We start from the raw sequence: 24,825 nt of genomic DNA, 5'->3' as shown, positions 1-24,825 counted from the left end.
AAGATGGACTGTTAGTCAGTCCTGGAGAAAGGATGACATCCTATGATTAAAGGTCGCATACACTCCTTGGAAACCTTTGGAACCGTTGACGGACCTGGTATTCGATTTGTCTTATTTATGCAAGGGTGCTTGCTGAAATGCCAGTATTGCCATAACCCTGATACTTGGGCTTTAGATGAAGGTAAGGAAATGACTCTAGAAGAAGTGCTTTCGGAGATCGAGCCATATTTAAACTACTATCGTTCATCCGGTGGTGGGTTAACTGTATCCGGCGGAGAACCAACTTTGCAGGCACAATTTGTAAAACAGTTATTTACGGAAGTTAAGAAGCGTTGGAATCTGCACACCACATTAGATAGTAATGGTTATAACGAAGGTGACAAGATTAATGACTTATTGGATGTTACAGACTTGGTGATGCTCGATTTGAAGCATATTGATGAAGAAGCACACATTAAGTTAACTGGTAAATCTAATGATCGGACCTTGAAGCTTGCACGTTGGCTGTCAGACCATAACCGTAAGATGTGGATTAGACATGTATATGTTCCAGGCATTCATGACCGTGAAGAGGACCTTATCAATCTAGGTCGTTATATTGGAACCTTAAATGGCGTTGAGAAATTTGAAATCTTACCTTATCATCAAATGGGTATCTATAAATGGGAAATGCTCGGTAAGGCTTATGAATTGGATGGAGTGCCATCCCCTACGGATGAAGAAGTTCAGCGGGCATACCGCTTAGTCGAAGAAGGTCGTAAGCAGACAGCGTTGGTATAATTTATACCTACATTAAGTGGAGCCGTTCCTTCAGTGATTTACTGCTGAAGGAACGGTTTTTTTGTTATGAGGGACGTCTGATGTCATTTAAAGGGGTAATTTTGTATTTTCGCTTTAAAAAAATGATATATTTACAGCTGTTAATTAACGAGTTGGAAATACGTTATGATATATATTGTATCATTACATTGAGTTTTTATGATTATTTTCAAAGTATATGTATGGTTAAATCACGCTATAAAGCTTTTAATCGTAATTATTACTGAAATAAAGTTATATTATATTACATTTCATGTAGTTGATTCCGCTTTCATTAGAGATTTTTATCCCTATAGTGGATGAATCTTAACCTTACGAGAATGGAATCTGTTTTCTATAATAAGAAGTGTAAAGCACAACATTATATGGGGGGTCACAAGAAATGAAAAAAGGTATGACTTTGCTATTGTCCCTGATTTTTGTATCATCAGCTTTACTGGCAGGTTGCGGAGGCAACAACAATGCATCTTCTAACAAAGGAGATGGAAACGCTACCGCGACGAATTCAGCGGATGCTACAAATGCTCCAGCAACAGAAGAACCGGTTAGTAGCGAGCCGTTCGAAATGACGATTCGTCACACTCAAATCGGTGCCGACAAACAGAAACGTTTAGCTATTCTGCAAGAAGTAGTGAAAAAGGTAGAAGGTGATGTACCGGGTCTGACCTTTAAGCTTGATGGAGTAGATTCAGATGTAAACCGTAAAGAAAAATTACGTGGTGAAATGGCTGCAGGTAATCCACCAGAGATCTTCGATCTTTTCGGAAGCCCTGACTCTAAGATCTATGCTAAAGAAGGTAAATTACTCGATCTGACTCCAATCCTAGAGGAACTTGGAATTAAGGATAAATTCTCAAATCTTGATCCTTTCACTTATGAAGGAAAAATTTACGGATTGCCTATCGGTGGATCTGGTGAAGGGTTCTTCTACAACAAAGAATACTACAATAGCAAGGGTTGGAAAGCTCCAACAACATTTGCTGAATTGGAACAACAATTGGCTGACATCAAGGCTGACGGAAAAGTACCTTTGGCTGGTGCATCTAAGGCTGGCTGGGTACCACTTATGCTAGCTAACCACTTGTGGTCACGTTATGCAGGTCCAGATGTAACCGCTAAGTTTGCAACAGGCGAAGCTAAATGGACTGATCCAAACGTTGTAAAAGGTTTTGCGAAGTACAAAGAATGGGTTGACAAAGGATACTTCAAAAAAGGCGAACTTGGTTTCGAGTATGCTGAATATACAACACAATTCACTAGTAGTGAAGCAATCCTCTTGTATGATGGTACTTGGAAATCTTCCGTATTTAAAGAAGGACAATCTGGCGAAGGTTTGATCGGTAAAGTTGGGTTCTTCAATATTCCTCCAGTTGATGGTGGCGTAGGCGACCAAACTGCATTGATGCGCGATGTAAACAATGGCTACGGTTTCTCTGCTTCTGCTGAGAAAGATCCACGTCAATTGGCTGCTGTGAAATCTTTCATCAAAAACTTGTTTAACGAAGAAATGCAATTACGTGGTCTTGTTGAAGATGGCGTACTGCCAGCAATGAAAATTGATCAAAACGTGCTGAATGAAAATATTACGGATGATCTGATGAGCGAAATCGTAGGTGTACTTAATAACTCACAATCTTCGTTCCCAGCATTTGACTCACTTGTTCAAGCTGATGTAACTACAGAAATCAGTAACATTCAAATTCAAAAGCTAATTGGTGGTCAGACAACTCCAGAGAAAATGGGCGAAGCTTTACAGAAGGTACAAGAAGAAGCAAACGCAGCAGTTGAATAAGTAGCTGCAAATTGAATGTACCCTGGTGCCAGAACCAGGGTACATTTTTAAACTCAAAGAAATTATGTGTTTGCAAAGATCTAAAACATTCATTGTTCGCCAGATGTCAAAGCAACCGGAGGTAGTCATGAATAAAGCACTAAGAAATCCATTGGTATTTTTCCTTTTTATTCTTCCAGCACTGATCTTGTTCACGATGTTCTTCATCTATCCCATCTTTAGTTCAATCTATTACAGCTTTACTAGCTGGAATGGGGTATCTGACACAGTCAAGTCTGCCGGAATCAGTAATTTTGAGAAGGCATTAGGAGACGAACGATTCTGGATATCTGTCAAAAATAACGGTTTCTTTATTCTTTTCTCCTGTTTTGTACAGGTACCGTTAATCATATTCTTCTCGTTATTGATATCGAATGTAAAGAAGCTAAAAGGCTTGTATAAGACAGCGGTCTTCATGCCTTCTATTATGTCTACAGCAGTTATCGGTATTCTATGGGGCTTCATTTATGAGCCCAACATTGGACTTTTAAATAAGGTTCTAGGCTTAGTTGGTATTGATCCACTTTACTGGCTGTCGGATGAAAGATTCGCAATGTTATCCATCCTGATCACGAATGCTTGGCAATGGACCGGATTCTACATTGTAATGGTACTTGCAGCTATTCTGTCGATACCAGGTGAATTGGATGAAGCAGCTGCCATTGATGGCGCAACTGGATTCCAACGTGCTACACGTATCACGCTTCCTTTAATTGTTCCGATCATTTCTGTTGTAATCATGTTGTCCATTGCTGGAGCAATGAAAGCGGCGGATATCGTCATTGTAATGACTAAGGGTGGACCTGCTGGTTCAACCGATGTAATGGCAACTTACATGATTAAATATGCTATCACTAACTTTAAGTACGGGTACGGTAATGCCATTGCAGTCCTGATCTTTGTATTTACATTGGTGGTTACAGCTATTTATCAGCTGCTGATAGCCCGACGCACAGAAAGGATTGAATACTGATGCCACGCGCCCTGAAAAAAAGTCTGCCACACGTCGCACTATTGTCCTATCTACTAGTTATTCTATTTCCTTTCCTGTTCGTGTTATTCTCCTCTGTGAAAAAGGATAACAATGCAATAGCACTTAACCCTTTTGGGATTCCAAAGGAGTTCGTCTTCAATAACTACGTTGAAGCTTGGGTAAATGCCAAGATCAGCACCTACTTTTTTAACAGTTTGTACATTTCCATATTGGCTTCTGTAGTATCTATCATTCTAGCGTCTATGTTTGCTTTTGCAGTTACTCGGATGCGCCAAGGCAAATGGAATACGATTTTGTTCACCTTAGTTATGGTGGGAATGCTCATTCCAAACAACGCATTGATGCTTCCTATTTATACGATTGTACGTAAGATGGGAATTCTGAATACACACTGGGCATTGATTATCCCTTATATCGCGAATGCAATTCCGTTTACGATAATTATATTGGCTGCATTTATGCGCTCGTTGCCTAGAGAAATTGAAGAGGCAGCGGTCATGGATGGGTTGAAGGCACCAGGTATCTTTGCTAAAATTATTGTACCTCTAACCGTACCTGCCATGGTTACTGTATTCATTGTTAATTTCCTGGGCAATTGGAACGAATTCTTGCTGGCAAACTACTTCCTATCAAATGATGAACTACGTACGCTCCCAGTGGGTATGGTTCAATTCCGTGATCAATATCAGATGAACTATGCACAAATGTCAGCGGGTATCGTCTTCAGCGTTCTGCCAGTAATTGTGATTTATGCGATTTTACAGGAAAAAATTATTGAAGGCGTAACTGCGGGTGGCGTAAAAGGATAACTTTTTTTCTCAGTCAGGAGCACTAGCCGATGAATTTGCGCTATAAATTATTTACGGCATTTTTGGGCCTGATAATCATTCCCTTATTTATTCTAGGCATGCTTATGTTTTTCGTGACTTATAACTCTATTGAGAAGAAGTACAGTCAACAGTCGGAATACTCACTCAAAGCAATTAGTTACAGTATTTCAAATGTGTTAAAAGATATGGATAACGTTACAGACAACGGAATTGCTACCTCGGTTTTTCATATGGCACTTAGCGCAGAAGATCCTTCTAATCAAGATTTGACTGATGCTGAGCAACTCAATTTGAATGCAAGCCAGCGCAATTTCCGTAGTCTGTTGTTTAACCATCCATCGATTAGCTATGCTTTTTTATACAATTTTAACGGTAGAGGTAACTCTGAAATCGTGTCGCTTTTTAATAAGGAAAATTTCCGAACGCTACCCTATGATACTTTCAAAAAAAGTGATTTGTACCAGGAAGTAATGGATTTGAATGGCGTGCCAAAATGGCTGGCTCCTCATGAGTATCCCGAACTTACAGGAACTGAACCTGTGTTTACACAAATTCGACTCGTGAAGGAACTGAGCTTCTTTCAGAACATAGGTATCCTTGTTGTACAGATCAAAAATTGGGAGCTCGAATCGATATTTCGCAATTTAAAAATTGGGGATAGTAATCAGGATGTATCGTTTATGCTAGTAAATGATGACGGAATGATTTTATTTGACCCAGATCAAAAGCTGGATGGGCAGGATATTCAGTCATTCGCGAATAAAGAGATTACCTTCAAAAAAGGGTTTCAGAGTTTTAAAACAGAGTATAACGGGGAGAAAAGTATTCTCTCCATGTATCATTTAAAAGATTATCCCTGGAGTCTAGTGTCTGTAACCTCATGGGACTCTTTATCTCGAGAAGTTACAGTATTTGCACGCTGGTTTGTAGGGGTTATCTTCCTTTGCTTTTTGGCAGCGGTGATCTTCAATCTATTCTTTATGAATCGCATTACTGGTGCAATCGCCGTAATTGTTCGTTTTATGCGACGAGTTGAGGATGGAGATCTAACTTCGCGGGTAGAAGTGAAGGGGAATGATGAGTTAACGCTTCTTGGTAAGGGCTTTAATGATCTTATGGATAAAATTAACCGATTGTTTAACAGAATCCATTTGGAACAGCGTCGCAAGAATCAAGCCGAGATGCGTGTTCTACAGGCTCAGATTAAACCGCATTTTTTATTTAATACGTTAGAGTCGATTAATGTTCTGGCTATACAGAATGAAGGCAAGAAAGTCAGTGAGATGGTCTACCGACTGGCAAGTATTTTACGTATTAGCATTCAGGATCGAGAAGAAATTACACTGGATGAAGAGATTAAACATCTGCGCAATTATTTGGATATTCAAAAATTTAGATTTGAGGATTTATTTGAATACGATATTGATATCCCACAAGAATTGATGAGTTGCGGCATTTTAAAGCTTACTTTGCAACCGCTTGTAGAGAATAGCATTCAACATGGATTTGAGGGTATTGATTACAAAGGTCAAGTTTCTGTGAAAGTTTGGGAGAAGCAAGGGGACTTAATTTTACGAATTGAAGATAACGGTATTGGAATTACACCATCTCAGTTGTCTATTTTCCAATATATTGTGAATGATCCTGTGGAGCAAGAGGTTGAAGTTGAACGGGAAAACCGGATGAATCTTGAACGTAGAGGCCTTGGCATTCGCAGTGTAGCGGATCGCATCCGCATTGAATACGGTGACAGATATGGAATATTTATTTGTTCCAGTCCAGGATATGGTACTATTATTCAATGTGTCATACCTAAATACGAGCAGGGGGAAGATCATTATGCTAAAAGTATTATTGGTAGATGACGAAGCCCCAATTCTGAATAATCTGAAGAGAGTGTTGCCATGGCAGGAGATGGGAATGGAGGTCGTCGGTATGGCGCGAAGCGGTATGGACGCCTTGCGCATTGCTGAAGAGGAGCAACCCGATCTTGTGTTGAGTGACATTCGTATGCCAGTGATGGACGGGTTAACTTTTGTAGGAAAGCTGCGGGAATTGGGATTGGATAGTGAGGTACTGCTTCTTACCGGGTATCAGGAATTTGACTATGCACGGGAAGCGATCCGTCTTGGGGTAAAAGAATACATTTGTAAGCCGATACATTATGAGGAGCTTGGCAATAAGGTACGTGAGATCGGAGCTAATATCCGTAGTAAACAGTTTAAGAATAAACTGTATAATAGCATCCCTTTGTTTCAAGAGATTCCTGAAGTTGACAATGGCAAAAAAACGCCGGATCAGCTAATGAACTTGGCCGCTCAATACATCACTGAACATCTTCATTCAGATATCGGGATTGAGGAAGTGGCGAATAAGATCGGCATCAGTGGCAGTTACTTCTGCCTCTTGTTTAAGAACCGTTTTGCAATGACTTTCGTGGAATACGTAACACAACAGCGAATTGAAGCTGCCAAGTTTATGCTTACTAACAGCGATAAGAGCATTACGGTGATTGGTTCCGGAGTCGGTTATCAGGAACGACGTTATTTCACGAAGGTATTTCAGAAGCAGACGGGGATGTCTCCTAAGGAGTATCGTGACCGGTGCCGGGCAGAAGTGTTATGAGGTCGGCGGCGTATGGTGATGTTTAGCGTCACTGCAAGGAATGTCTGTTACTCAGCATGGTGAGGTAAGCGTCACTACGGAGGAATGTTTGGACTTTCGGTCGCTGTTATCCTCGGATTTCTGGATTGGAAACCGCTGCTCGCGGTTGAAATCCGAGGATAGCATATGCTTCCGAGGTAGCTTTCCAAGGAAAGCTTTTAGGCGAACGCTCCGCTCCTACAGTTCCAAACTTCCTCTCCGCTCCTTCTCCCTCACCACACTTCGTTGTGGGTATGGAGTCGTCCCACTCCTGCGGTTGTGGGGACTCCTTAGGGGAAAGAAGGGATTATCGATCAGCCTGCGGCTGTGATAAAGGTACATAAGTTATAACCAATTTAATGATTTTAAACATTAGAGATGATTATCCTTAGTTATTGAGGATAATCATCTCTTTTTTTATAGAAATATAATATGCTCCCTATACTCCCAAAATTTATCATATGTTTTAATTAGAGTGTAAGAAGGTAGTGCAAGGCGATAGTCAAGCAAGCGTGAAAAAGGCTCTAGATTGGGACGATGGGGAAATGGGGGAACAGAACATGAGTGTGACGAATCCTTCCGTCAGCTTATCAGAAGTAAAAAAACGCGGCAGGGGGAGAGTGCCGAATTTTCTGAGAGTGATGAAGAAATATTGGGTGTTCTATTTGATGATGCTCCCAGCCATTATTATTCTGATCATCAATAACTACATACCGATGTTAGGGACGGTAATTGCTTTTAAGGATATCAATTACCAGAAGGGCATTCTAGGCAGTGATTGGGTCGGGTTCTCGAATTTCAAATATTTATTCTCGACAGAGACGGCGTGGATCATTACAAGAAATACCCTATTGTACAACACTGCGTTTATTGTACTTACACTATTTTTTTCACTGGCTTTTGCGATTATGTTTAACGAAATGCGCAGCAGATGGCTATCAAAATTCCATCAGAGTGCGATGTTTCTCCCATATTTTCTCTCATGGGTCGTCGTCAGTTATTTAGTATACGGCTTTCTAAGTGCTGAGCACGGGTTCATGAACAAGACACTGCTTCCGTTCTTTGGGGTTGATCCAATTGAATGGTATTCGCAGTCGCAATATTGGCCGGGGATTCTAGTGATAGTAAAGCTGTGGAAAGAGATTGGCTATACGACGGTCATTTATATGGCTGCGATCATCGGCATAGATCACGAATATTATGAGGCTGCGCTGATTGACGGTGCTTCTAAATGGAAGCAGATTCGCAAAATCACGCTGCCGCTGATCAGTCCGGTTATCATCGTAATGACGCTACTGCAGATTGGTAGGATTTTTAACGCAGACTTCGGATTGTTCTTTCAGGTGACTAGAAACGCAGGAGCATTATACTCCACTACGCAAGTTATCGACACCTATGTATATCAGACCTTCCTGGCGATTGGTGATATTGGGATGTCCTCTGCCGCGGGTCTCGTGCAATCTATTGTAGGATTTCTACTGATATTCTTAGCAAATCTAGCAGTACGACGAATAAGTAAAGATGATGCGTTATTTTAGAGGGAGGTGGGCGTGTTGAGCCAGACAGAAACTGCAATCGGGCCGTCGGGTCGTACAGGAAAGAGAGCTAAACGGCAAAGACAACCCAATGAAATTTCTAATATCTCCAATTTGTTAATTAATATATTCTTCTGGATCTATACGGCGATTTGTGTGGTCCCACTGATCCTCGTGATTATCGTATCGTTCTCAGATGAACAATCGGTTGTGCAGCACGGCTACAGCTTTTTCCCGAACAAGTGGGATATCTCGTCATATGAATTTCTGTTAAAAGATTATTGGCAAATCATAGATGCGGCTGCCGTTTCCTTATTTGTGACGGTGGTTGGAACGATTCTGAGTCTCGTAATTATGGCAATGTATGCCTATCCTATCTCGCGTGGGGATTTTCCACATCGTAATTTCTTTTCGTTCTTTATGTTTTTTACACTTTTGTTTAATGGAGGCTTAGTGCCTTGGTATCTAGTTTATACTCAAATGATGCATTTGAAAGATACGCTATGGATTCTGATTATGCCACTGCTGGTTTCAGCATTCTTTGTCATCATTTTACGAACCTTTTTTGCAAACACAATCCCGCCGGCACTAGTTGAATCCGCTAAAATTGACGGGGCACCGGAGTTTCGGATCTTCGTTCAAATCATTCTGCCTTTGTCGTTACCGGTGCTAGCTACAGTGGGATTATTTCAAACCTTGGCGTATTGGAATGACTGGTATCTAAGCTTGATCTTTATTTCACCCGAAGGGCATGTCAATCTGCAATATCTAATGTATAAGACGATGTTGAACGTTCAGTTCCTGACTGCAAGCCCTCAAGCGATGGCTGCCTTAGCTGCACAAGGTGTAGAAATCAATCTGCCGACAGAGACAGTAAGAATGGCAATGGCTGTTATTGGGATCGGTCCTATCGTATTCGTTTACTCCTTCTTCCAAAAGTATTTTATCAAAGGACTTACCGTTGGTGCTGTTAAAGGCTAATGAGGATTGGAATGGCTTAATTCGGCGTTCCATGCAAGTGTGTGAACGTCCGATTCAGCATATATAAATATTTTGAGGGAGGTTATGGTGTACATGAAGGCTATTCGAACAAGCACACTTTTAACGCTGATGCTTATCGTAGTACTCAGTCTTAGCTTAGCTGGATGCGGAGGGAATAACGGGAATAATGAAGGAGCCTCACCAGCGCCAAGTGAAAATGCAACCGCTACCAATGCTGTGGCAACAGATGAGCCCGCTGCAGATCCTACAGCTGAACCGGAGAAGAAATTAGATCCTTATACTGTTAAGTTAATCTATGTCGGTGCCGTTCAAAAGGATGAGCAGGTTGTAGAAGACGCTATCAATAAGCTTCTGGAACCTAAAATTAACGCCAAATTGGATATCGCACCGATCGACTGGGGTCCATGGGACAATGATGTTAATCTGAAGATTGCCAGTCAGGAAAAATTCGATATTATTTTTACAGCCCAATGGAAAAATTATGTAACCAATTCAGCTAAAGGTGCTTACCTCCCACTTAATGATGATAACGGCAAGTACGGTAATCTATTGAACGAATATGGCCAAGGGATTCTTAAAAATCTCGACCCGCAATTCTTAAAAGGTTCTGCGATCAATGGTGTGAATTATGCCGTTCCTACAAATAAGGAGCTAGCAGCACAAGGCGGGATCGTTTATCGCTCCGATATTGCTGATGAACTGGGTATTGATATGTCGAATGTAAAGACCATTCAAGATTTGGATGCCGTGCTCAAAGTCGTAAAGGAGAAGAGACCTGACCTAACTCCACTGTACTTCAAGCAAGGAGAGACCTTTAACTCCCAGTACATGGCGCAGTACGATACGCTTGGTGATGCTTCAATTCCGGGCGTTCTGCTTAAGGATTCATCGGATACTAAAATTCAATCCATGATTGAACTGGATCGTTATAAAGAAATCATCAAGCTTACTCGTGAATATATGAAGAAAGGTTATATTAACAAAGATGCGGCCGTGGCTACAAATTCTACACAAGATGCAATGAAGGCCGGTAATGTCTTTATGACAGTACAATCACTTAAACCTGGTAAAGATAGTGAATTGGCTAATGCTACAGGTTTGGTTGGAAAACTGAAACAAATTGCTTTTAACGAACCGACGATTTCTACTAGTGATGCAGCAGGATCAATGTTAGCGATCTCCGCTTCCTCGGGTGATCCAGCTCGTGCCATGATGGTATTAGATCTTTTGCACACGGATAAAGAAATCAATAATCTGCTCGTATTTGGTGTAAAAGGTGTCCATTATGATGTCGTTAGCGGTGATACGATTAAAGCTACAGACAAAACGGGTGACTATAATACCGCTGCTGCCTGGATGCTTGGAAGCCAATTCCTGAATCCTGTATGGGAAAGTGAAGCTCCAGACAAATGGGAGCAATTCAAGGCCTTCAACTCCAAAGGTAAAGCTTCCGTTGCGCTCGGTTTTAACTTCGACGCATCCTCTATGAAGACTGAAATGGCAGCTTGTAAAGCTGTTATGGATGAATATGACATCAGTTTGGATACGGGTTCTGTTGATCCCGATACCGTATTGACTAAGTACGCCGACAAGCTGAAGAAAGCCGGACTTGATAAGATTATTGCAGAGAAACAAAAACAACTAGATGCTTTCTTGGCTGCTCAAAAATAAATACTTTAAATGAAACTAAAAGGCTATCCCCGGCATGATTAATGCGCTGGGGATAGCCTTTATTGTACGCTTGGTGAATAGGTTAGCGGAAAGAAGTATCTATTTTTTGCACTACCTGAATGGCAAGTGACCAAGCCTGCTCGGGATCTAGCTTACCTTGCTCGGCTTTGGTTAAATACTCGAGCATATTTGTTTCTACATCGGCGTGGTGCGGACCGTAGTAGGTGGGAACTACTTCTTGTGCTGCTGTAGAGAGGACACGTCCAACCTCAGAATTAGGAAAATAGGGATCAGACAGGTCATGGATCTCGGGATCGTCATAAATTTCGGGCGTGGAGGGAAATGCCCCTTCTGACTTAAATGAAATTAGCTGTTGTGCGGGCTCGGTTAACCATTTGATAAGCGCGAATGACTCCTCTGGATGACTGCCTGTTCTAGGCAAGGTAAGGACGGAACCTCCTCGATTAGCGCTATTTCCTGGGATGGTCGTTACATTCCATAATCCGCTGGCTGTTGGAGCACTACTCTTGATATGATCAATCATCCAAGCCGGACAGAGCATCACTGCAAAGTCGCCGTTTAGCAGACCTGCGCCCCAGCGCTGTGTATCTACAGCAATACCTGCGGATAGATTCAGCTTCAAAGCTTGAATTGCAAAGTCCCAAGCCCCTTTTACTGCTGGATTATTTCCAATGATCAGCTCTTGGGAAGTGGGGCTGTAATATTGAAGCTTGGACTGACGCAGAAGGGTTAGATAAAGATTCTCTAAGTCATTGACAAAGGCTTTGCCTGTTGCCTCATGGACTCTAGTGCCGGCTTTGAGGAATTGGTCCCAAGTTTGGATTCGCTTTGCTACTTCTTCAGGTTTGGTAGGGAGTCCAGATAACGCGAAGATGTCAGTCCGATACAACATAGCATAGGGACCAATATCAGTCGGTAATCCGAAGATAAAATCATTACCGAGCACCTCCTGCCATTTCCAACTCAGAAATTGATTCTTTAGATCATTCGCTCCAAATGTTGTTAGATTATAAAAATAATCGGGGAACTGCTTGAAACGATCCAAATAGCTAATATCAATGGCCGCCACATCAGGGGAACTATATCCTGCTGCGAATGAAGTTTGCAGCTTGGCGGGAAGCTGCGTGGAGGTTGAGGTCTGAATATGGATTTCTAGCTCGGGATGCTGCAATTGATACTCTGCTATAAGCGGCTCAAGACCTGATCCAGCCGTAAGCCAGATGTTCAGCTGGATCGGGTCTTGAAGGTCGATATCTTCCTTAGAAGGAGAGATCTGGCAACCGCTTGTATGAAGCAGCAATCCAAAGCTTAACAGGATAGTCAACAACTTAGCATTCACATGCAAGAGAACACACCTCGTCTTTATTTGTTGTGCTTCTGAAATTCCTGAGGAGTCATACCCATGTATTTCTTGAATATGAGGCTGAAGTACGCAGGATCTTTAAAGCCAACTAATTCGCTAACTTCGTAAACTTTGAGCGTAACATTATTTAGCAGTTCTATCGCTTTTTGAATACGAAGCTTGGTAAGAAAACTAGAGAAGCATTCTCCTACATCGTCTTTGAACAGACGGCCCAGATAGGTTGGATTCATGTATAATTCATCTGCAATCATTTTGAGAGAGAGGTTCTCTTGGAGTCGCGAATTCATAGCCTCAATCATCATAGAGATTACCCTGCGTGTAGCCTTCACCTGTAGTTGTTCCGTAAGCTGAGGAGAAGCTGAGCACATGGATACATCACTATAATAGATAACGGGTCGGGTACTATCCTTTTTGAGCTGTTGGCATGCCTGCAGGCTCTCATGATAAGCTGTTGCGAGGGCTCCAAGATCATAGTGAGGGTTGGAGACACCCGCGCTGAAAGGCGATTTCAAGAGGCTAGACAGCTTAATCATCATTTCCTGAGTTAGCGCCTCATCGATTCTTTCGGATTGTTCATCGGGATAAAACAACATGATTATCGCTTCTTGCTCCTCTTGAATGCCGACAACATTAGCGTAAAGCGAAAAACACTCTTCTAATATATTGATTACGGCCGCATACATCGCTTGTTCAGACCAGTACTGTGGCATAACATCACCTAGGTGATTTACAGTAATGATGACAAAAGAATGAAAGGGAGGTATGAGCTGTTCTTCAAAGTAGGGTAATGGAATGCCATAAAGTAGATCAGAAAGGCGTTTCTCCCGAAGATTCTTTTCTCGCAGCTGCGAGACTTGCCTGTGTTGCTTCTTCAATTCCAGACGTTCATACACACTTGTTACGACTTCGAGGATATTTTCAACTGAGTTTGGCTTGACCAGATATTCTCGTACACCGTACCTTATGGCTTGGCTGGCATAGGAGAAATCCTGATAACCAGTGAGCAGTATCGTCTCGGTGTCAGGGTAACATTCATGGATATGCTTAGAAAGCTCGAGTCCATCCATGCCAGGCATACGTATGTCTGATATTACGAGGTCAATTGCCTGCTCTTTTAACAGTTGTATCGCTTCTAATCCGTTCTCTACTGAACCAATGATGCTAAAATTATGGTTCGCACTTCCCAGCATTTCTGACAGGGATCGTCGGACAAAACTTTCGTCGTCAACAATTAACACTTTCATCACTTCGCCCCCTACCCTTGATCGAACTGTAATGGAACAGTGACTTTTACGAGTAAGCCTCCGAGCTCGCTGGTTGATAAATGAAGGCCAAATCCATGTCCATAGATTAGTTCTATACGATGATTCAGATTGGAGAGACCGATACCCGTGTGGAGCAGCTTCTCCGGATTAACCTCGCCGCTGATTAAGGCCTCTTCCATTCTTGCCTCGCTCATGCCTTCTCCGTTATCTTCTACTGTTAGCACAAGTGAGTTGCCTTCACTATAGGCCCGAATACGTATAAGCCATACTTCGCGTAGTGTAGGTTCAAGTCCATGCGTGATAGCATTCTCTACAAGGGGCTGAAGGGTTAGTTTCATAAGCTGCCTATTCATGACCTCAGGATTCACGTGCAGATCTACCTGTAGTTTGTCCTCGTAGCGTAGTTTTTGCAGGTAAATGAACCTTTCTAGTTGTTGTAAATCCTCATCAACCGTAACAAATTCCGATCCACGATCAATGCTGTATCGAAGCAAATCGCTTAGTGCAATAACCATCTGTGACTCTTCTCGCATATGTTTATTAGCCAGTGACCAATAGATGGTGTTCAATGTATTGTAGAGAAAATGAGGGCGAAACTGTGCTTTAAGAGCTACGATCTGAGCTTGTTTTTCACTGATTTGTTTGCTTGAGAGGTCAGCAATCGTATGGTCTAGGTTTTGAAGCATGGAATTATAGCTTGAGTATAGGATAGCCATTTCTTTATTCATGGTTGTTTTTACAAACGGTAGCGTGGTTCCGCGTTCAACGTTGCTTAGCTTGGTTGCGAGATTACGAAGCGGCTTAGACAGTGTCCACGAGAAAAAGAAGGTAAATAATAACGCTGCGGCCATCCCGAGCAGGCCAATTAAAATAATATTTCTGCGAATGCCATTTAAATCTTTAACAGCTTCTTTAGAATCAATGTAAGCAAAAATGCTCCACTCGCTGTAGGGGGAATAAGCGTAGGATACGAACATATTGCGGGAGTTTATGGTATTTGGGATGATTCGTGCTTTATGATTACTGAATTGACTTAGAATTCTATCATCCATATACAGCCCTATCTCATCTGGATCGGTGGAATAAACAATGGTGTTGAAGGAATCAACAATTTGAATTTTCTCATTCTTACCAAGATGAAATTGGCTGACAGCGTTATGGATAACCTCCACAGGAAGGACGAGAAATAGGGTTCCTAGCCGATTTAAATCATTCCAATCATTAATTTGCCTAGCTCCCATGACCACAGGGATCGTGCCGTTCTGCCATACATCTACACCAAACCAGAGCATACGGCCGTTATTCTGGGCTATAGCTGGAAACCAATAGGCGCCGCGGATTTCTCTCTCGCTGTCCCAGATTACTTTTAAGGAGCTGCTATTGGTATATACCTGATTATCTGAAAGTCCGAGCAGCTTGAACTGGATGTCATAATTGATGGAACGTGTCTGTTGATCGATGTAGCGGGTGATATCCATAGCGTCAGTAGGAGGTGTGCGGGATTCTGCTAAGTCTCCTAGTGTTTCTTGAATCAAGGGACTGAACATGATCGTAGAAGAGAGTTTGTCGTTATCTTGAAGGATAGCGTCCATTTTACCTTGAAGCTGTTTGACGGACTCCAGAATATATTGGTTCGACCGGTTAAGAACGGCTTGGGATGACGATCGGTAGGACAAAAAAATCGTAAAGGCTACGATAGTGAAAATGATCAGTGAGAAACCCATGATTAATTGAACGAGGATGGAGATTTTCTTGGACATGTCATCACCCGCATGAAAAGATATTCTTCCATACATTGTAACAAAAGCAAATGAAAGCGAATATACCTTGCCGTAAAATACACATATTTATATGGATAATCTCATATTTTTCGGGTAGCGGATGAAAGGTTGTTTTTGCTTGTTTTAATACTGGGTTAATCTTTCTTTACTTTAAAATGAAACTTTTTGCGGTCGGATGCGTCTAATACTATGTTTTGTTATAACGAACGTGGCAAAAAGCAATTCTTCCGCTCCGCTGAGAGCGGTTGCGTTTTTGCGGGGAATATAAGAGGAGTATGAAAAAAGACAGAGACCTACTTATATTTACAAATAGGAGCAGAGGAGTCATATCATGGATTTGAAGAAATTAACGTTAGTTGCTGTTTTGGCCATATCTCAGGCCGCCTCGGCAGTGCCGGCTTTTGCTGAATCTGTCAATAGTACCTCAGGTAATACCAATGCAGTAGGAGCAGCTGCCACATCTGCGACGGATGTAATGCCAGAAGCTACTGACCCATTGCCGCCAATGCCAACTGAGGTACCAGGGGGAGTCGTATCACCTACACCAACTCCAATGCCTGGGGCAACAGCTGAACCGACGACTGAGCCTACGACAACACCTGAACCTACAGCAACACCTGAATCAACGGCTACACCGATCCCTACAGCAACACCTGAAACCACTACACAACCTACACCAACGGATGGTGTTCGTGCTGCAGCTAGTAATCAGCTTGTACTTATGATGAACAGCAACAAAATGTACCAAAACGGCGTTGAGTATTTGGCTAATCAGCCAATGGCCGTGAAGAATGGCGTCTCATACGTTTCGATCCGAGCTATGGTAGAACGCGTAGGTGTGAAATACATTTACGATTATAAAACGAAAGAGACCATTGTTACCAAAGGAAGCGACGTAATGCGCTTTAAAACGGACAGTAAGATCTATTCCGTTAATGGTAAAAATGTGACGATGAAAGGTCCAGCTTACCAAACTAATGGTACATTCATGGTTCCTTTGACGTCCATCACCGGGGCATTAGGCATTCCTTATACCGTTGATAATGTGCAAAAACGAGTAATTCTTACGCTGAACACGAAGCCAAAAGCTTCTTTTACAGTGCCAACTGAAATTTATGCTGGTGATCCTGTGAATTTTGTGACTTCCAGCTCTTCACCGAATGGTACGGCCATTGTCGATGAACGCTGGGAAGGAAATAAGCAAGATATCTATGATACACCAGGATTTTATGTAGTATCCTATTCCGTTATGGATGCGAATGGACAGTGGAGTGATCCTTACTCTGTGACCATCAACGTACTAAAACCAAATACACCACCAGTCGCTAATTTCACGACAGACAAAGATTCTTACAAGATGGGTGAAATGATCACTTATTCGGATCTAAGCAGCGACCCAGACGGTGATCCAATTGAAGTGACTTGGACGAATAAAGCAGAAGCTTTCTTTACACCAGGTCCAGCAACAGTCGCTATTCAAGTTAAAGATTCACATGGCGCAATCAGCACTTTTGAGAAAACCATTAATATTTCAGATGAAATCTTGTACAGTAAAGAAGATTTCTATAGATTATTCGGTGCTCCTGGTAGCGTATTTAACATCGACGGATCGATGGTTCCAACTTGGCAGAAGGTAGCCTATAATCTTTCTTCTGAGCCATATAACCTTATTCGCAGTAATAGTCCAGAAACAGTGAATACGGAAGGAATCACATATAAAGAAACATCATTCGGCGGAACTCGCTTCTTGGTCCACCATAAGAATAATATGAATATTAAAACGAAGGTGTATGTGATTGCTAAGAATAACAATCTGTACCCTACGACAATTACAACAGAGTATGTAGGCTTTGGCGGTCCAAGTTCATTTCCAGAAGGCACTGGTAAAATGTCTGTGGAACGTTACTGGAAGTCTATGATTACTAGGGAACATTATAAGACAACGGTCCTTCAACCAGGAGAAAGCGTCTCGATTCTTACGGATCTAAACAAAATTGCAATGAAACCAGGCGAGATTGTATCCCTCCAAGCGGATTTGTTTAGCGATTATCCTATTGAATATAATGTCATGATGATCGAAGCGAATAAAGATCCTCTAACTACACTTCCTACACTTCCAATATTGGATCGTGATGGGGTGCATAACCGAGGAACTTATGCTGATTCTACACGCATCATCACGGTTACCGACGAAGTAGGAACAACTCCTGCGAGACTTCTTCTCGGTGACAATTCGAGTGATTTGAATTTGACCGGTGTAGACCCAATGAATGGTACTGAAGCATCCAATGCAGGTAACTTTGGTGTGTTATACAAAATCAAATTCGACCGTGTTGCACCTAATTCATTGATTACGTTTAATCCACGTGGCGGTAATTACATGGGACCAGTCATGGTTAATGGTCAAATCGTACAAATGCCGAATTCAGGAAGTCTCTCTAGTGCTGATATGAACAGTGTGATTTATCGTACTGGCGATTATGGCGGCTCGGTGGAGATTTTGTTCACAGCAGCTTCTGGTAGTAACTTGCCGGTGAATTTCCTGGTTACACCGCTGCCAGCGAAGAAATAACAAAATAGGTCCATCCTTTAAGTTATTTGGGATTCACCTGAAATAAAAGTCCGGCTGAATATTCCGCAAAGGAATACTCAGCTGGACTTTTTGTATTTAAATGTATGATTTTACTCTGATGAACGCTCATGCACTTGGTTGTTTCATTGACGGGGCATTTATTTTGGGGCATTATTAAGAGAGTGAAGCATAAATGAAATGAACTGAAATGTAATGGGAGATGAGCGTATGCTGTCGACAGAACAAATATTAGAGGTCATGTCGGGGCAAGGTCTGCGAATCACCGACCAACGCAAAACGCTTGCCAAGTTATTCGGCGAGAATAAGGGTTATTTGTCAGCGAAGGATGTCTATGAGCATATGGGCCGCAAGTATAGCGGACTTAGCTTTGATACCGTGTACCGCAATCTGCGTGTAATGGAAGAGCTTGGTGTACTTGAACAAATCGTCTTTGAAGACGGCGTGAAATTCAAGGGAAGCTGCAATCATCAGGATCACCATCATCATATGATCTGCCTTCAATGCGAGAAAACCTACCCGATTAATTTCTGCCCGATGAATTTAACGGATACACCTGATCAATTCCGGGTAGTCAAGCATAAATTTGAGGTGTTCGGTTATTGCAAGGAATGTGAAGAGAACCGGGAAGAAGAACTAGTCGCAGCAGCTAATCGCAAAAAAGGGGTCTAAGAATGGCGACCCTTCGTAGAACGATCCAGGCTCCCATTCGGGTGTACCGCAAGTACATTTCCCCGATTAAGCCTGCCACTTGTCGCTTCTATCCAACCTGCTCTGCCTATGCACTAGAAGCTATTGAAGTCCATGGTCCACTTAAAGGTTCATGGCTTGCTGCCAAGCGGATTGCTAGATGCCATCCCTTCAATCCAGGGGGACTTGATCCGGTTCCGCCTCTTGAGGAACACCCCACGAAGAAGGATTCTGCTCGCGCGACTTGACACGAGCCCTTGCCATTGGGTATATTCACAGGTAATAGTATGAATTCCGAGGAACGGATGAGTAAATCGGTACGCCCATTACAGAGAGCCGGAACGAGCTGAAAGCCGGTATGGAGCGTTAGATTGAATATGGTCCGGGAGGAACTGTGTTCGAGCGGGAACTGCAATTGAGGTTCACGTAAGATAACGGCGTGTTCCAGCGTTAATGGACAGTTCCCGAGAGGGAACTGGCGAAGCCTGATCTCTGTGAAGAGACAGGAAATTTGGGTGGTATCGCGTGAGTTATACTCTCGCCCCATTAAAGGGGCGGGAGTTTTTTGTCTTTTGATGAAAGAAAGGATGATTAATCAATGAGCGAAAAGAAAACTTTTTACTTAACTACACCTATCTACTATCCGAGTGATAAGCTGCATATCGGACATGCTTATTCTACCGTAGCTGGAGATGCAATGGCCCGCTACAAACGTCTACGCGGCTATGATGTAAGGTATCTTACAGGTACAGACGAGCATGGTCAAAAGATTGAACGGAAGGCAGAGGAAGCAGGCAAAACCCCTCAGCAGTTCGTTGATGACATCGTTGTTGGCATTAAGGAATTATGGCGCAAGCTAGACATCTCCAATGATGACTTTATCCGCACAACGGAAGAACGTCATAAGAAGGTAGTTCAGGATATTTTTGATCGACTGCTCAAGCAAGGTGACATCTATAAAGGCGAATATGAAGGCTGGTACAGTATTCCGGATGAAACCTTCTATACAGAAACACAATTGGTCGATATCGTTCGAGATGACAATGGCGTAATCATTGGTGCAAAAAGCCCTGATAGCGGTCATCCGGTTGAACTGGTGAAGGAAGCGAGTTATTTCTTCCGGATGAGTAAATATGCAGATCGATTGCTGCAATTTTATGAGGAGAATCCGGAGTTTATTTTGCCGGAATCCCGTAAAAACGAAATGATTAACAACTTTATCAAGCCTGGTCTGGAGGATCTTGCGGTTTCCCGTACGACTTTCGATTGGGGTGTTAAGGTTAAAGGCGATGAAAAGCATGTAGTGTACGTATGGATCGATGCATTGACAAATTACATTACTGCTTTGGGTTACGGTTCCGAGGATCGCAGTTTGTACGATAATTTCTGGCCTGCTGATGTGCATATTGTCGGCAAAGAAATCGTCCGTTTCCATACGATTTACTGGCCGATCATTCTAATGGCGCTGGGTGAGCCTCTTCCGAAAAAGGTATTTGCTCATGGCTGGCTGCTCATGAAGGATGGCAAAATGTCAAAATCCAAAGGGAACGTAGTAGATCCAGTTACATTAATTGATCGTTACGGCCTGGATGCACTTCGTTATTACCTGCTACGGGAAGTACCGTTTGGTTCGGATGGTACATTCACACCGGAAAGCTTTGTAGATCGGGTTAACTATGATCTTGCTAATGACCTTGGTAACCTGTTGAACCGGACAGGTGCGATGGTAGAGAAGTATTTCGGTGGAGAGCTTCCAGCGTATGAAGGAAATGTAACAGCATTTGATGGTGAGCTTCAAGCTGCGGCAGAGAATACTTATGCCAAAGTAGAAGAAGCGATGGAAAAAATGGAGTTCTCCGTAGCGCTAACAGCGATCGGGATCTTTATCAGCCGCACCAATAAATATATTGATGAGACACAGCCTTGGGTGCTTGCTAAGGATGAGAGCAGAACAGCTGAGTTGGCTTCCGTAATGAGACATCTTGTGGAAGGTCTTCGCACCGCTTCCATTCTACTGCAGCCGTTCTTGACGCAAACCCCAGCGAAAATTTGGGAACAGCTTGGCATCGAAGTTGGTGAATTAACGACATGGGACAGCGGCAAGACCTTTGGTCTGATTCCGGCAGGAACAAAACTGGTGAAAGGCAATCCAATCTTTCCACGCCTGGATGTGGAGCAAGAGGTAGCTTATATCGCCGAAGCCATGGGCGCTGGTAAACCGGCTGCTGAAGCGACCGAAGCAGCACCTGCGGCTCCTGCGGTATCCGAGCCTGAGGAAGAGCATAAAGAAGAGATCGGCATCGACGATTTCGCCAAGGCTGAGCTTCGGGTAGCTCAGGTCATTGCAGCTGAGCCTGTGAAGAAAGCGGACAAGCTGCTGAAGCTGCAGCTGGATCTAGGTTATGAGCAGCGTCAAGTCGTTTCTGGTATCGCGAAGTTTTACACACCGGAAGAGCTGGTAGGCCAAAAAGTGATTTGTATTGTGAACCTGAAGCCAGTGAAACTGCGCGGAGAATTGTCCCAAGGGATGATTTTAGCGGCTTCTAAAGGTGATCAGTTAACCATCGCCACAGTTCCAGATAGCATGCCAAATGGAGCTATTGTGAAGTAAGATTCGTTATGTAGAATCTATATATGTAATTGTTATATAAGAAAGGGAATGCTCCTTCAGCCAGCTAGGCTGTGGGAACATTCCTTTTTTCAACGTATAAGCAGGGATAAAATTCAGAATCATCTTATTAGGATTTATTGTTGACTTATCGTAATGATTACTATTATACTTCTAATAGTAAAGATTACGATTTGAGAGGGAGATCAATTTAATGGTTGCTATGAAGTCACGAATAAGTCTGCTTATACTTGCATTGGTGCTTGTATTTACACTCACTGCATGTGGACCTAAGAGCAGTGGAAGTATAGTTGAAGGGAAAGTAAATGTTGTAACTACTTTTTATCCTATTTATGAGTTTACTCGGGAAATTGGTGGAGATGATATAAATGCTATTAATCTTCTTCCGGTTGGTGTAGAGCCGCATGATTGGACACCACGCAGTCAGGATATTGTCAATACCTCCAAAGCGCAATTGTTCTTGTACAATGGAGCAGGGCTTGAGGGATGGGTTCCTAATTTTCTAAAAGGACTTGATAGCAGCAGTAAAGTGGAAGCTGTTGAAGTAAGTAAAGGTATTGATTTAATAATGACCGATGAAGATGACGGACATGATCATGGGGGAAGCGGCGAAGAGGATCATCACGAAGATGATGCTGATCATAATAGCCATTCTTCTGAGGACAGCCTTCATACGGACCCACATACCTGGGTAAGTCCGAAATCAGCGATCATCATGGCGCGCAATATAAAAGAAAGCCTTCAATCTGTGGACCCTGAGCATAAAGATGGTTATGAAGAGCGTTACAATAAGCTTGCTGAACGTTTACAGGCTTTGGATAGTAAATTTGAACAGGAGCTTACCAAGCTGCCTAACCACAAAATTGTAGTTTCACACCAAGCTTTTGCCTACCTTGCCCGTGACTATAAGCTTGAGCAGCATGCGATTATGGGATTATCCCCAGACGCTGAGCCGCGTGGACAGGATTTAGTAAACCTGGCGAAGATGGTTAAAGAGGAGAAAATTCAATACATCTTTTTTGAAGAGCTTGTCTCCGATAAACTGGCTAAGACCTTAGCGGCTGAAGCTGGTGTGTCTACTATGGTTCTTAATCCGGTAGAGGGTCTTACTGCGGAGCAAGAAAAGAACGGGGATAACTACTTCACCTTGATGGAGAAAAATTTGCAAAATCTGATTATGGCTTTACAATAAAAAGGAAAGTATAAGGAAAAGGCGGTGCTAAAGCATGCAATCGGTATCCTTGGACTGCCATCAGCATATCATCGATATACAGGATCTTTCTTTTTCATATGGTGAACAGAAGGTGATCTCGAATCTTAACTATAGTGTAAGAGAACGAGACTTCCTTGGTATCATTGGTTCTAATGGCGCTGGTAAAACAACACTGATGAAGATGATCGTCGGTTTGCTACCGGCAAGCAGTGGTGAAATCAAACTATTTGGAACGCCTGTCCGCAAGTTTAAAGACTGGGAACGGATAGGTTATGTTCCACAAAAGAACGCCTTCAACCCGCTGTTTCCAGCAACGGTGCGTGAAGTAGTGCTATCTGGTTTGTACAATAACAAGAATCTTATTCGAAGAGTATCTAAGGCTCAGCATCGTCAGTGCGAAGATGCACTTGAAGTGATGCGGATACAGGATATTGCGGAGAAAAGAGTAGGCCAGCTGTCAGGCGGTCAGCAGCAGCGTGTATTTCTAGCACGTGCGTTGATCAACCATCCGGATCTGCTGATTTTGGATGAGCCTACAGTCGGTATTGATGCTGAATCACAAGCAGGATTCTTTGAATTAATTACACATATGCATGCCCATCATCATATGACATTCCTAATGGTGTCGCATGATATTGACATGATTAAGAATTACTTAGGGAATGAACCTGTGCAAACGAACGGTAAGATTAACTTTTTCTCCCGTCATTCTCATGATTTGCAGAATTGTACAGAGGAGAACCTGCAGCACACGCTCTCTTAGGTCATAGTTAAACTCTGGTAGAAAAAGGGAACCCTCGATTATTGGGGGCGTACATAGAGCATCGGAGCAGGGTTTCCCTCATCTTTAATCCTTTCCGTATACTAAATACCGCGACGCTGTAAGCGTGCCCCGTTAGGGGCGAAAGCGATCCTTCTTCGTCCTAACTATGTTCAGTAACCCCACCTCCTACGCCAGTTGCACTTGACGGGTGTCCAGAGGGCAGAGCCCTTGAGGCCCTCCCTTAGGAGGGAGGGTTTGGGAGGAATCGAAAAAAGATTTTAATAAAAGCTTTTAAAAATGTTTCAATTGTTCTACGGAGGAGAGTTAAAGTTGGAAATTCTATTTAGCGATTTTTTTCAGCGAGCGCTTGCGGGCGGTCTTCTGATAGGCATTACAGCGCCGCTTATAGGCGTTTTTCTTGTGCTCAGACGTTTATCTATGATTGGGGATACGCTGGCTCATGTTACGATTGCCGGTGTGGCACTTGGTTTTTTGACAGGATTTTACCCGCTGGGAGCAGGTCTTATTTTTGCAGTGGTGGCTTCCTTCGCGATAGAGAAGCTGCGCAAGGCTTATAAGAGTTATGCAGAGCTCTCGATAGCCATAATTATGTCGGGCGGAGTGGCTTTAGCCTCACTCTTTTTCACTTTAGGAAAAGGTTATAATGCAGATGTTATGAGTTACTTGTTCGGTAGCATTTATACGTTAGACAATACCGATTTAATCGTAGTAGGGATCGTAACGATAGCAGTTGTAGTAGTAGTATCTCTGTTTTTTAAGGAGTTCTTCTTACTTAGCTTTGAAGAGGATGCTGCGAGTGTCAGCGGACTCCCAGTGAAGCTGCTTAACATGTTGATTACCATTCTGACGGCGCTTGTAATCAGTACTGCGATTAAAATTGTTGGATCTTTGCTAGTATCAGCTCTACTGACCATTCCTGTGGCCATCAGCTTATTGTTATCTCGAAGCTTTAAATCCTCGGTCATTCTATCCGTCATCATTTCGGAAATTGCTGTTGTAGGCGGACTAGTGGTTGCAGGAGTTTGGAATCTGGCCCCTGGTGCAACCATTGTGCTTTTACTCATATCACTATTAGTGTTGACTTTGATCGGTAAAAAGGGTTTGCCAGCATAAACAGCGAATAAAATATAGGGTATGCCCTGAAGTGATTCGAATGCTGGAAGG

Annotated in this window: 19 protein-coding genes and 1 other annotated feature; of the genes, 16 read left to right on the top strand and 3 right to left on the bottom strand. The window is 42.7% G+C overall.

What is annotated here, in order from left to right:
• Positions 1-42: 42 nt before the first annotated feature.
• The 9 genes from pflA (at position 43) to MKY99_RS22055 (ending at position 11,325) form a co-directional block, all read left to right on the top strand.
• A complete protein-coding gene (gene pflA / locus MKY99_RS22095; protein WP_042190523.1) occupies positions 43-780 on the top strand; it encodes a pyruvate formate-lyase-activating protein in 738 nt (245 codons plus the stop codon).
• A 421-nt stretch (positions 781-1,201) separates the two neighbouring features.
• Complete coding sequence (locus MKY99_RS22090) at positions 1,202-2,611, top strand: extracellular solute-binding protein (protein WP_042190521.1); 1,410 nt, start codon at positions 1,202-1,204, stop codon at positions 2,609-2,611.
• A gap of 127 nt (positions 2,612-2,738) precedes the next feature.
• Positions 2,739-3,623: a sugar ABC transporter permease gene (locus MKY99_RS22085; RefSeq protein WP_042190519.1), complete on the top strand. Its 885-nt coding sequence runs from the start codon at positions 2,739-2,741 to the stop codon at positions 3,621-3,623.
• Positions 3,623-4,453, top strand: coding sequence for a carbohydrate ABC transporter permease (locus MKY99_RS22080; RefSeq protein WP_042129876.1), 831 nt, complete (start codon positions 3,623-3,625; stop codon positions 4,451-4,453). The genes MKY99_RS22085 and MKY99_RS22080 overlap by 1 nt, the downstream gene beginning before the upstream one ends.
• A gap of 29 nt (positions 4,454-4,482) precedes the next feature.
• Positions 4,483-6,339 carry a sensor histidine kinase gene (locus MKY99_RS22075; protein WP_076284461.1) on the top strand — a complete coding sequence of 619 codons (1,857 nt, stop codon included), beginning with the start codon at positions 4,483-4,485 and terminating at the stop codon, positions 6,337-6,339.
• Complete coding sequence (locus tag MKY99_RS22070) at positions 6,314-7,099, top strand: response regulator (RefSeq protein ID WP_076284462.1); 786 nt, start codon at positions 6,314-6,316, stop codon at positions 7,097-7,099. The genes MKY99_RS22075 and MKY99_RS22070 overlap by 26 nt, the downstream gene beginning before the upstream one ends.
• A gap of 530 nt (positions 7,100-7,629) precedes the next feature.
• Positions 7,630-8,655: an ABC transporter permease subunit gene (locus MKY99_RS22065; protein ID WP_339266345.1), complete on the top strand. Its 1,026-nt coding sequence runs from the start codon at positions 7,630-7,632 to the stop codon at positions 8,653-8,655.
• Positions 8,656-8,670: 15 nt separating this feature from the next.
• Positions 8,671-9,633, top strand: coding sequence for a carbohydrate ABC transporter permease (locus MKY99_RS22060; RefSeq protein ID WP_231573325.1), 963 nt, complete (start codon positions 8,671-8,673; stop codon positions 9,631-9,633).
• Positions 9,634-9,726: 93 nt separating this feature from the next.
• A complete protein-coding gene (locus MKY99_RS22055) occupies positions 9,727-11,325 on the top strand; it encodes an ABC transporter substrate-binding protein (RefSeq protein ID WP_339266343.1) in 1,599 nt (532 codons plus the stop codon).
• An 82-nt stretch (positions 11,326-11,407) separates the two neighbouring features.
• Here the strand turns inward: MKY99_RS22055 and MKY99_RS22050 are convergent, their stop codons facing one another.
• From MKY99_RS22050 to MKY99_RS22040, 3 genes are read right to left on the bottom strand one after another with little or no spacing between them, the layout of a single operon-like run.
• Positions 11,408-12,685, bottom strand: a complete 1,278-nt coding sequence (locus tag MKY99_RS22050) for an extracellular solute-binding protein (protein ID WP_339266341.1) — start codon at positions 12,683-12,685, stop codon at positions 11,408-11,410.
• A 23-nt stretch (positions 12,686-12,708) separates the two neighbouring features.
• Positions 12,709-13,953 (bottom strand): response regulator, encoded by a 1,245-nt coding sequence (locus tag MKY99_RS22045; RefSeq protein ID WP_076300850.1) that lies wholly within the window; start codon positions 13,951-13,953, stop codon positions 12,709-12,711.
• Positions 13,954-13,964: 11 nt separating this feature from the next.
• Positions 13,965-15,734, bottom strand: coding sequence for a sensor histidine kinase (locus tag MKY99_RS22040; RefSeq protein ID WP_042190508.1), 1,770 nt, complete (start codon positions 15,732-15,734; stop codon positions 13,965-13,967).
• 352 nt (positions 15,735-16,086) lie between these two features.
• Between MKY99_RS22040 and MKY99_RS22035 the strand changes: the two genes are divergently transcribed.
• The 7 genes from MKY99_RS22035 (at position 16,087) to MKY99_RS22005 (ending at position 24,774) form a co-directional block, all read left to right on the top strand.
• Positions 16,087-18,327: a stalk domain-containing protein gene (locus MKY99_RS22035; RefSeq protein WP_339266339.1), complete on the top strand. Its 2,241-nt coding sequence runs from the start codon at positions 16,087-16,089 to the stop codon at positions 18,325-18,327.
• 228 nt (positions 18,328-18,555) lie between these two features.
• Complete coding sequence (locus tag MKY99_RS22030; RefSeq protein WP_042190503.1) at positions 18,556-19,017, top strand: Fur family transcriptional regulator; 462 nt, start codon at positions 18,556-18,558, stop codon at positions 19,015-19,017.
• Between the two features lie 2 nt (positions 19,018-19,019).
• Complete coding sequence (gene yidD, locus MKY99_RS22025) at positions 19,020-19,283, top strand: membrane protein insertion efficiency factor YidD (RefSeq protein WP_042190501.1); 264 nt, start codon at positions 19,020-19,022, stop codon at positions 19,281-19,283.
• 40 nt (positions 19,284-19,323) lie between these two features.
• Positions 19,324-19,584, top strand: a binding site (T-box leader).
• A 49-nt stretch (positions 19,585-19,633) separates the two neighbouring features.
• Positions 19,634-21,646, top strand: coding sequence for a methionine--tRNA ligase (gene metG, locus MKY99_RS22020; RefSeq protein ID WP_149646734.1), 2,013 nt, complete (start codon positions 19,634-19,636; stop codon positions 21,644-21,646).
• Between the two features lie 220 nt (positions 21,647-21,866).
• Entirely contained in the window at positions 21,867-22,856 is a 990-nt protein-coding gene (locus tag MKY99_RS22015) for a zinc ABC transporter substrate-binding protein (RefSeq protein WP_339266336.1), read from the top strand.
• Between the two features lie 34 nt (positions 22,857-22,890).
• Complete coding sequence (locus MKY99_RS22010; RefSeq protein WP_042190495.1) at positions 22,891-23,640, top strand: metal ABC transporter ATP-binding protein; 750 nt, start codon at positions 22,891-22,893, stop codon at positions 23,638-23,640.
• 330 nt (positions 23,641-23,970) lie between these two features.
• Positions 23,971-24,774, top strand: a complete 804-nt coding sequence (locus tag MKY99_RS22005; RefSeq protein WP_042194307.1) for a metal ABC transporter permease — start codon at positions 23,971-23,973, stop codon at positions 24,772-24,774.
• Positions 24,775-24,825 lie beyond the last annotated feature (51 nt).

This window comes from Paenibacillus sp. FSL R5-0470, from assembly GCF_037975205.1.
Taxonomy (GTDB): domain Bacteria; phylum Bacillota; class Bacilli; order Paenibacillales; family Paenibacillaceae; genus Paenibacillus_AQ.
This window is presented reverse-complemented; position numbering and strand designations above follow the sequence as displayed.